The sequence below is a fragment of the Rhodococcus sp. NPDC058505 genome (assembly GCF_042720095.1).
In the GTDB taxonomy this organism is placed as follows: domain Bacteria; phylum Actinomycetota; class Actinomycetes; order Mycobacteriales; family Mycobacteriaceae; genus Rhodococcus_G.
The window spans coordinates 63,933-73,010 of record NZ_JBHXNB010000020.1; the positions used below are offsets into that span (position 1 = coordinate 63,933).

General features: G+C 69.3%; 8 protein-coding genes. 3 read left to right on the forward strand and 5 right to left on the reverse strand.

The window, feature by feature from the left end; genetic code table 11:
* The 5 genes from ACFWPA_RS15375 to pdxH all read right to left on the reverse strand — a co-directional run.
* On the reverse strand, positions 1 to 501 hold a 501-nt coding region (locus tag ACFWPA_RS15375), incomplete at its 3' end, for an FKBP-type peptidyl-prolyl cis-trans isomerase (RefSeq protein ID WP_378570791.1).
* Between the two features lie 2 nt (positions 502 to 503).
* Positions 504 to 1,802: a citrate synthase gene (locus ACFWPA_RS15380; RefSeq protein ID WP_378508997.1), complete on the reverse strand. Its 1,299-nt coding sequence runs from the start codon at positions 1,800 to 1,802 to the stop codon at positions 504 to 506.
* A 146-nt stretch (positions 1,803 to 1,948) separates the two neighbouring features.
* Entirely contained in the window at positions 1,949 to 2,860 is a 912-nt protein-coding gene (locus tag ACFWPA_RS15385) for an aldose 1-epimerase family protein (RefSeq protein ID WP_378570794.1), read from the reverse strand.
* Between the two features lie 77 nt (positions 2,861 to 2,937).
* Positions 2,938 to 4,224: an MFS transporter gene (locus ACFWPA_RS15390; protein ID WP_378508999.1), complete on the reverse strand. Its 1,287-nt coding sequence runs from the start codon at positions 4,222 to 4,224 to the stop codon at positions 2,938 to 2,940.
* On the reverse strand, positions 4,221 to 4,922 hold the full coding sequence (gene pdxH / locus ACFWPA_RS15395; protein ID WP_378509000.1) for a pyridoxamine 5'-phosphate oxidase: 702 nt from the start codon (positions 4,920 to 4,922) through the stop codon (positions 4,221 to 4,223). The genes ACFWPA_RS15390 and pdxH overlap by 4 nt, the downstream gene beginning before the upstream one ends.
* A gap of 176 nt (positions 4,923 to 5,098) precedes the next feature.
* Here pdxH and ACFWPA_RS15400 point away from each other — a divergent pair, with 176 nt between their 5' ends.
* The 3 genes from ACFWPA_RS15400 to ACFWPA_RS15410 all read left to right on the forward strand — a co-directional run bounded on the left by ACFWPA_RS15400 (position 5,099) and on the right by ACFWPA_RS15410 (position 8,962).
* Complete coding sequence (locus ACFWPA_RS15400; RefSeq protein WP_378570796.1) at positions 5,099 to 6,223, forward strand: citrate synthase 2; 1,125 nt, start codon at positions 5,099 to 5,101, stop codon at positions 6,221 to 6,223.
* 42 nt (positions 6,224 to 6,265) lie between these two features.
* Positions 6,266 to 7,381: a phosphoserine transaminase gene (gene serC, locus ACFWPA_RS15405; protein ID WP_378509002.1), complete on the forward strand. Its 1,116-nt coding sequence runs from the start codon at positions 6,266 to 6,268 to the stop codon at positions 7,379 to 7,381.
* A gap of 129 nt (positions 7,382 to 7,510) precedes the next feature.
* Complete coding sequence (locus tag ACFWPA_RS15410) at positions 7,511 to 8,962, forward strand: flavin-containing monooxygenase (RefSeq protein ID WP_378570798.1); 1,452 nt, start codon at positions 7,511 to 7,513, stop codon at positions 8,960 to 8,962.
* Positions 8,963 to 9,078: the final 116 nt, after the last annotated feature.

Sequence of the window (9,078 nt, forward strand, 5' to 3'; positions counted from 1 at the left end):
GTACTCGACGCCGTGGTAGTGCACGTCGACGACGCCGCCACGCTGCGCCTCGGGCCCGTCACCGACGGTGATGTCCTCGACGACCAGCTCGGTCGGCGCCGGGCCGGACGCGGGCTCCACCTCGGGGACCGGCGGCGGGACGACGACACCGAGCAGGTCGATCACGAAGATCAGCGTCCGACCGGACAGCTGATGGCCGGACCCGGCCGGACCGTAGGCCAGCTCCGGCGGGATGACCAGCTTGCGGCGGCCACCGACCTTCATGCCGGGGATGCCCTCCTGCCAGCCGGCGATCAGGCCGGCGAGCGGGAACGTGATCGACTCGCCGCGCAGGAACGAGGAGTCGAAGACCTCGCCGCTGTCGAGTTCGACACCGTGGTAGTTGACCTCGACCTTCGCGCCGGGCGTCGCCTCGGCGCCGTCGCCGACGGTGATGTCCTCGATGACCAGCTCGGTCGGTGCCGGGCCGTCCCAGGGCTCAATTTCGGGTGCATTGCTCATGGTCAGCGGTTCCCCAGCTCGACGTAGTTGCGTTCGGTGTAGCCCGTGTAGATCTGCCGCGGACGGCCGATCTTGGTGGCCGGATCCTCGTGCATTTCCCGCCAGTGCGCGATCCAGCCGGGCAGCCGGCCCATCGCGAACAGGACGGTGAACATGCGCGTCGGGAAGCCCATCGCGCGGTAGATCAGACCGGTGTAAAAGTCCACGTTCGGGTACAGCTTGCGCTCGATGAAGTACTCGTCGGTGAGCGCGGCCTCCTCGAGGGCCTTCGCGATGTCGAGCAGTTCGTCGTCGCCGCCGAGCTTGGCGAGGATGGTGTCCGCCGACTTCTTGGCGATCGCCGCGCGCGGGTCGTAGTTCCGGTAGACGCGGTGCCCGAAGCCCATCAGCTTCACGCCGTCTTCCTTGTTCTTGACCTTGCGGACGAACTCCTTGACGTCGCCGCCGCCCGCCTTGATCTCGTCGAGCATCTCGAGGACGGCCTGGTTTGCGCCGCCGTGCAGCGGGCCCCACAGCGCGTTGATGCCCGCGGACACCGAGGTGAACAGGTTGGCGTCCGACGAGCCGACCATCCGCACCGTCGACGTCGAGCAGTTCTGCTCGTGGTCGGCATGCAGGATTAGCAGCATGTCGAGCGCCTTGGCGACCTCCGGGTCCACCGCGTACGGCTCGGCGGGGAAGCCGAACGTCATCCGCAGGAAGTTCTCCACCAGCGACAGCGAGTTGTCCGGGTACAGGAACGGCTGCCCGACGGACTTCTTGTACGCGTAGGCGGCGATCGTCGGCAGCTTCGCCAGCAGCCGGGTGGTGGACAGTTCCACCTGCTCCGGATCGTCGGGGTCGAGGGAATCCTGGTAGTACGCGGACAGCGCGTTCACCGCGGACGACAGCACCGGCATCGGGTGCGCGTTGCGGGGGAAGCCGTCGAAGAACCGCTTGAGATCCTCGTGCAACAGGGTGTGCCGCTGGATGCGGGTGGTGAAGGCAGCCAGTTCGTCGGCGGTCGGCAGCTCACCGTAGATCAGCAGGTAGCTGACCTCGAGGAAGGTCGACCCCTCCGCGAGCTGCTCGATCGGGTACCCGCGGTAGCGCAGGATCCCCTGGTCACCGTCGATGTACGTGATCGCCGACTTGGTGGAGGCGGTGTTGACGAATCCCGGATCGAGGGTGGTGTACCCCGTCGCGGAAAGAAGCTTGCCCAGCTCGATGCCGTCGTTGCCTTCGGTTGCTTTGGCAATGGACATCGAGTGTGCGCCACCCGGGTAGCTGAGTGTGGGCGTGGTGTCATCGACAGCGGGCACGGAGGATCCCTCTCAAACTCGAGGCTATGCGAGTTGCAATAGTCAGTCGTCTAGAGAACCTAGTCGCAGTTGCCCGCAGCCGCCCAGGGTGGGTCACGGTTTCGCGCGACCCGCACCGTAACGAAATGTCCTGACCAGGCGATTGACTAGACCGCGCCGATGCCCCAGCTGCCCGACCAGCTCTGGCCGGGCACCAGCACCACCTCGTCGATCCCGGAGTTGAACGCGTCCGGTGGGCAGGTCATCGGTTCGACGGCGAGCGCCCGGCCCCGACCCGGATAGCCGTGCCCCTGCGCCGGGTCCGCGGTGAACACCTGAACCCACCCGAACTTGTTGTCGGTCCACAGCACGACACCGGACCCGTCGGGGGCCAGCAACTCGTGCCGGGCCCGACCGTCCGGGTCGGGCACGATCGAGCTGAACGGCGCGTCGAGGACGACCCCGCGGAGGGGCCGGGCCGCGGTGAAGTCGTAGTCGGTGTCGTACACCGACCGCGACGGCCCGTTCGGCAGCAGCCGCTCCGGGTCCAGCGGCAACCGGGTGCCCGCGGCAAGCCGCAGCGTGCACTCGTCGAGTGGGACGTCACCGACCCGCAGGTAGGCGTGCACTCCCAGCCCGAACGGCGCGGGGGTCGCACCGACATTGGTCGCGGTGTGGGTGACGGTCAGTCCGTCCGGACCGAGTTCGTGCACGACGGTCAGCTGCAGCGGATACGGCCACCCCTTGTGCAGTCCGATCCGGATGGTCTGCTCGACGCGTCGCTCGGACTGCGCGACGAGCTGCCAGTCGTCGCGGCGGACGAGCCCGTGGATGGCGTTCTCGCGCGCCGGTTCGGTCACGGCCAGCTGATGGTCGACGCCGTCGAAGCGGAACCGGCCGTCGCGGATCCGGTTCGGCCACGGCGCAAGGACCTGGCCCGCGGATAGCGGCGGATCCGGGGTGGTCCACGTCTCGGTCAACGCCCGATCCCGGTGGGTGAGCATCCGCAGCCCGGCGCCCCGCGCGACCACCTCCGCGCGGTGGTCACCGAACCTGATCTCGTACCCGGGCGACTGCATGGGCCCCAGTGTCCATGAAATGCGGGACCGCGCCACCGGTTTCGTGCCGGCGGCACGCATGATCCGACACCGCGGACTCACACGGGCCGCGGTCGCTTCACCCGATACCGCAGGAAGGCGGGCAGCAGCAGGCACGCGATCGCCACGCCGACGACGACCAGCACGCCCCCGCCCGCGGCCGCGACCGCGGTCCCGAACGCGAACGCGGCGGCGCCGTGCAGCACGTCACCGATCCGCGGGCCACCCGCGACGACCACGATGAACACGCCCTGCAACCGTCCGCGCATGTCGTCGGGGGCGACCTGCTGCAGCATCGTCGACCGGAACGCGGCCGAGATCATGTCCACCGCGCCACCGAGGGCGAGGAACGCGAGCGCGATCCACAGCAGCAACGGTCCGCCGTCCGGATCCGCGAGTCCGACGGCAACCCCGAAGCCGATCATCGCGACACCCCACAGCGCGATGCACACCACCACAGCGCGACCCTGGTAGCTGACCCGGGGCAGCCACCCGGAGAAGACCCCGCCGACCACGGCGCCCGCGGACATCGCCGCGAACAGCAGCCCGAGCGCGACCCCGCCGGACACCGGGTCACCGAACGTCTCGTGCGCGATCTGCGGGAACAGCGCCCGCGGCATGCCGAACACCATCGCGATGATGTCGACGACGAACGATGCGAGCAGCACCTTCTGCGTGGACAGGTAGGCGAAGCCGTCGAGCACCGACCGCAGCCCCGCCCGCGTCGTCGCGCCGAGCGGCGGCAGCGCGGGCAGTGCCAGCACCGCCCACAGCGTGGCCAGCAGCGCGATCGAGTCGATCAGATACAGGCTGGCCAGCCCGACCGACGGAATCAGCACCCCGGCGAGCAGTGGCCCCGCGATGGCCCCGAACTGCACCACCGTCATGTTCAGCGAGTTCGCGGCGGGAAGCTGCTCGCCGGGGATCAGGCGCGGGATGATCGCCGCCCTGGTCGGCTGGTTCACCGCGAAAAACGCCTGCTGCAGCGCGAACAGGCCGAGGACCAGCCACACGTTGTCGAGCCCTGCCGCTGCCTGGGCCCAGAACAGCACCGACGTCACGATCAGCCCGAGCGTGGTGATCGTGATCAGGCGGCGGCGATCCATCGCGTCCGCCAGCGCGCCGCCCCACAGCCCGAACACGATCAGCGGCACCAACCCGAACACGCCGGTCAACCCGACATACGCGGAACTGCGGGTGATCTCGTACACCTGCTGCGGCACCGCGACGACACTGAGCTGCGCACCGATCACCGTGACGATGCCGGAGACCCAGAGTCGGCGGTAGTGCGGCTCGCGCAGCGGAGTGACGTCGGCCAGCAGCCGACGTTTCCGCAGTTCCGTCACGGCTGCAGGCGCTCAGCGGTCCAGCCGGTGCCAGCGCGGGTGACCAGCACCCGGTTGTGCATCCGGTTGGCCCGGCCCTGCCAGAACTCGACGGTCCGCGGCCGGAGCAGGAATCCGCCCCAGCCCGGCAGTCGCGGGATCTCGTCGTGGTCGGCAAACCGCTCGGTGACCTCGACCAGCCGGGCATCGAGCGCCGCCCGCGACTCGATCGGCGCGGACTGATCCGACGCCCACGCACCGAGCTGCGACCCTCGGGGCCGGGTCCGCCAGTACTCCTCGGTCACCGCGTCCGGTACCCGCGTCACCTCACCGCGCACCGTGACCTGGTGCGCGAACGCGGTCCACGCGAAGGTCGCCGACGCGTGCGGGGAGCGGTCCAGCTGGCGAGCCTTGTTCGACCGATAGTTCGTGTAAAAGACCAGGCCGTCCTCGGAAACGCCCTTGCAGAGCACGGTCCGCGACGCCGGGCAGCCGTCCGCGTCGACGGTCGCCAGCACCATCGCGTTCGGCTCGGGCGTCCCCGCCTCCCGCGCCTGATCGATCCACCGCTGCAGCAGCGGCAACCAGCCGTCGGCGACGGTCGCCACGTCCAGGTTCAGTTCGTGGGCAGGCGAATTCACGCCCTGCGCCGCGTACGCGACCCGCATGGCGGCGAGGTCGACGGGTTCCGCGGCGGGAGGTTCGGCATCGGGCGACACACCCGATCACGTTACTCCCGGGTATGCCCTGCTCAACGGCGGCGGACCGACGGGCTAGAGTTCATCGGTGACCGCGGCGACACGTGCTGCACACCCGGCACGCACACCCCGCCCGGCGGTGATGGCTTTGTGCGGCCCGGACCGGCGGCACTGAAGACGAGGAGAATCCACGAGAAATGGCATCCAGCGCGGCAGTACCCGAGGATTTCGTCGCAGGGCTCGAGGGCGTCGTCGCCTTCACCAGTGACATCGCCGAACCCGACAAGGACGGTGGCGCGCTGCGCTACCGCGGCGTCGACATCGAGGACCTCGTCGAGCAGGGCGTGACGTTCGGTGACGTCTGGGCGCTGCTCGTCGACGGCGAGTTCGGCAAGGGCCTGCCCCCTGCCGAACCGTTCCCGCTCCCCATCCACACCGGCGACGTCCGCGTCGACGTGCAGGCCGGCCTGGCGATGCTCGCCCCGATCTGGGGCTTCGAGCCGCTGCTCGACATCGACGACGCCACCGCCCGCGAGAACCTCGCCCGCGCCGCCGTCATGGCCCTGTCCTATGTCGCGCAGTCCGCGCGCGGCATCTACCAGCCCGCCGTCCCGCAGCAGCGGATCGACGAGGCCCGGACCGTCACCGAGCGGTTCATGATCCGCTGGAAGGGCGAGCCGGATCCGGCGCACGTCGCCGCGATCGACGCCTACTGGGTCTCGGCCGCCGAACACGGCATGAACGCCTCCACCTTCACCGCCCGCGTCATCGCGTCCACCGGCGCCGACGTCGCCGCCTCGCTGTCCGGTGCGGTCGGCGCGATGTCCGGCCCGCTGCACGGCGGCGCCCCCGCCCGCGTGTTGCCGATGATCGAGGAGACCGAGCGCACCGGCGACGCCCGCGCACTGGTCAAGGGCATCCTCGACCGCAAGGAGAAGCTGATGGGCTTCGGTCACCGCGTGTACCGCGCGGAGGACCCCCGGGCCCGGGTGCTGCGCAACACCGCCAAGCGGCTGAATGCGCCGCGCTACGAGGTCGCTGCCGCGCTCGAGCAGGCCGCGCTCGCCGAGCTGCGTGAGCGTCGCCCCGACCGCGCGATCGAGACCAACGTCGAGTTCTGGGCCGCGGTCATCCTCGACTTCGCCGAGGTCCCGGCCGCGATGATGCCCGCGATGTTCACCTGCGGCCGCACGGCGGGCTGGTGCGCGCACATCCTTGAGCAGAAGCGTCTCGGCAAGCTGGTCCGGCCCGCCGCCATCTACACCGGACCGGAACCCCGCACCCCCGAGTCCGTCGCCGGCTGGGACAAGGTCGCCCGCTAACCTTCCCGCCTCGTCACCCAACGCAGTAAGGACACATCGCTGATGAGCACCCCGATCATCCCCGCCGACCTCAAGCCCGTCGACGGCCGCTTCGGCTGCGGCCCCTCGAAGGTCCGCCCCGAGCAGCTGCAGTCGCTCGTCGACGTCGGCGCCTCCGTGTTCGGCACCAGCCACCGTCAGAAGCCGGTCAAGGACGTCGTGGGTCGGGTCCGTTCCGGCCTCCGCGACCTGTTCTCGTTGCCCGAGGGCTACGAGGTCATCCTCGGTAACGGCGGCTCGACGGCGTTCTGGGACGCCGCCGCGTTCGGCCTGATCCGGGAGCGATCGCAGCACTTCACCTACGGCGAGTTCTCGTCGAAGTTCGCGTCGGTGGCCAAGGGCAACCCGTTCATCGGTGACCCGGTCGTCGTCTCGTCCGATCCGGGCAGCGCACCGGAGCTCGTGGCCGACGGCTCGGTCGACCTGATCGGGTGGGCGCACAACGAGACCTCGACCGGTGTCGCGGTGCCGGTGTCCCGCCTCGCGGGATCGGAGAACGCGCTGATCGCGATCGACGCCACCTCCGGTGCGGGCGGGCTGCCGGTGACCATCACCGACGCCGACGTCTACTACTTCGCCCCGCAGAAGTCCTTCGCCGCGGACGGCGGCCTGTGGATCGCGCTGATGAGCCCGAAGGCGCTTGAGCGGGTCGCGGAGATCAAGGACTCGGGTCGCTGGACCCCGGAATTCCTGTCGCTGCCGATCGCGGTCGACAACTCCCTCAAGGACCAGACCTACAACACCCCCGCGCTGGCGACGCTGCTGATGCTCGCCAACCAGATCGAGTGGATGAACGGCAACGGCGGTCTGGAGTGGACCACCGCCCGCACCAAGGACTCGTCGTCGCGGCTGTACGAGTGGGCCGAGGCGTCCGCGTTCGCCACCCCGTTTGTGACGGATCCGGCGCTGCGCTCGCAGGTCGTCGGCACGATCGACTTCAACGACGATGTGGATGCCGCGGCGGTCGCGAAGATCCTGCGCGCCAACGGGATCGTCGACACCGAGCCGTACCGCAAGCTGGGGCGCAACCAGCTGCGCATCGGCATGTTCCCGGCGATCGACCCCGAGGACATCAGCCAGCTGACCAAGTCCATCGACTGGGTCGTCGCTCAGCTCTGAGTTCCGTCACCACGGCGTCATGACCACGCGAACAGCCCCCGACTCCCAGCCGGGGGCTGTTCGCGTTCACGGACCGAATGTGAGTGGTACCGTCCTTCACACACATCCGCAGCACACCGGAGGTCAGTCATGAGCAGGACACGGCCGGACGTGGACGTCCTGATCATCGGCGCCGGACTGTCCGGCATCGGCGCGGCCCACCATCTCCAGGACGCGTTCCCGGGCCGCACCTACACGATCCTCGAGGCCAGGGACGCGATCGGCGGCACCTGGGACCTGTTCCGGTACCCCGGGATCCGCTCCGACTCCGACATGCAGACGCTCGGCTACCGGTTCCGCCCGTGGACCGACGAGAAGTCCATCGCCGACGGACCCGCCATCCTGCAGTACGTCCGCGACACCGCAGCCGAGGCGGGCATCGAGAATCGAATCCGATTCGGGCACCGCATGATCCGGGCGGACTGGTCGAGCAGCGATCAGCTGTGGACGGTGGACGCCGAGCACGACGGCGAGACCGTCACCCTCACCGCCCGCTTCCTGTACGCCTGCACCGGCTACTACCGCTACGACGAGGGCTTCACCCCGGCATTCGAGGGCACCGACCGCTTCGGCGGACGGATCGTGCACCCGCAGCACTGGCCGGCGGACCTCGACCACACCGGCAAGAAGGTCGTCGTCATCGGCAGCGGCGCCACCGCGGTCACCCTGGTCCCGTCGATGGCCGCCGACGCCGGTCACGTCACGATGCTGCAGCGTTCGCCCACCTACATCGCGGCCCTGCCCGCGAAGGATCCCATCGCCAACACCCTGCGACGGGTGCTCGGCGACCGGATCTCCTACCCGATCACCCGCTGGAAGAACGTCGCGTTCTCCACGGTCACCTATCAGCTGAGCCAACGGCTTCCCGGAGTCGTCAAGACGTATCTCCGCAAGGCGCAGCAGCGGCAGCTGCCCGCGGGCTACGACATCGACACCCACTTCACCCCCCGCTACGACCCGTGGGACCAGCGCATGTGCCTGGTACCGGACGGCGACCTGTTCCGCGCGATCCGCCGCGGCACGGCGTCCATCGTCACCGACCGGATCGCCACGTTTACCGAGCGCGGTCTGGCGCTGGAGTCCGGCGAGGAACTCGACGCCGACATCGTCGTCACCGCGACCGGGCTGAACCTGCTGATCTTCGGCGGCGCCGAACTGTGCCTCGACGGGGAACCGGTGTCGCTCCCGGACACGTTGGCCTACAAGGGAATGATGCTCAGCGGCGTCCCGAACTTTGTGTTCACCATCGGCTACACCAACGCCTCATGGACGCTCAAGGCCGATCTGGTCGCGGAGTACTTCTGCCGCCTGCTCACCCGGATGGACGCCAACGGCGAGACGGTGTGCGTTCCGGTCAACGACGACCCGACGCTCACCACCCGGCCACTGCTCGACTTCGAGGCAGGCTACGTGCAGCGCTCGGTCGACCGGTTCCCCCGGTCCGGCTCCCGGGCACCCTGGCAGCTCGGCATGAGCTATGTCCACGACCTCGTCACCCTGCGGCACCGCACCCTGGACGACGGCGTCATGCAGTTCAGCTGACCGACCGCACCCCTCCCTGACCGCACCCCCGCCCTCCCGCATCCCCTCCCCTGGCCCCACCCCCACCCCTCCCCCCTCCCTGACCGAATGTGGGATTCGGTCACTTGATGTGACCG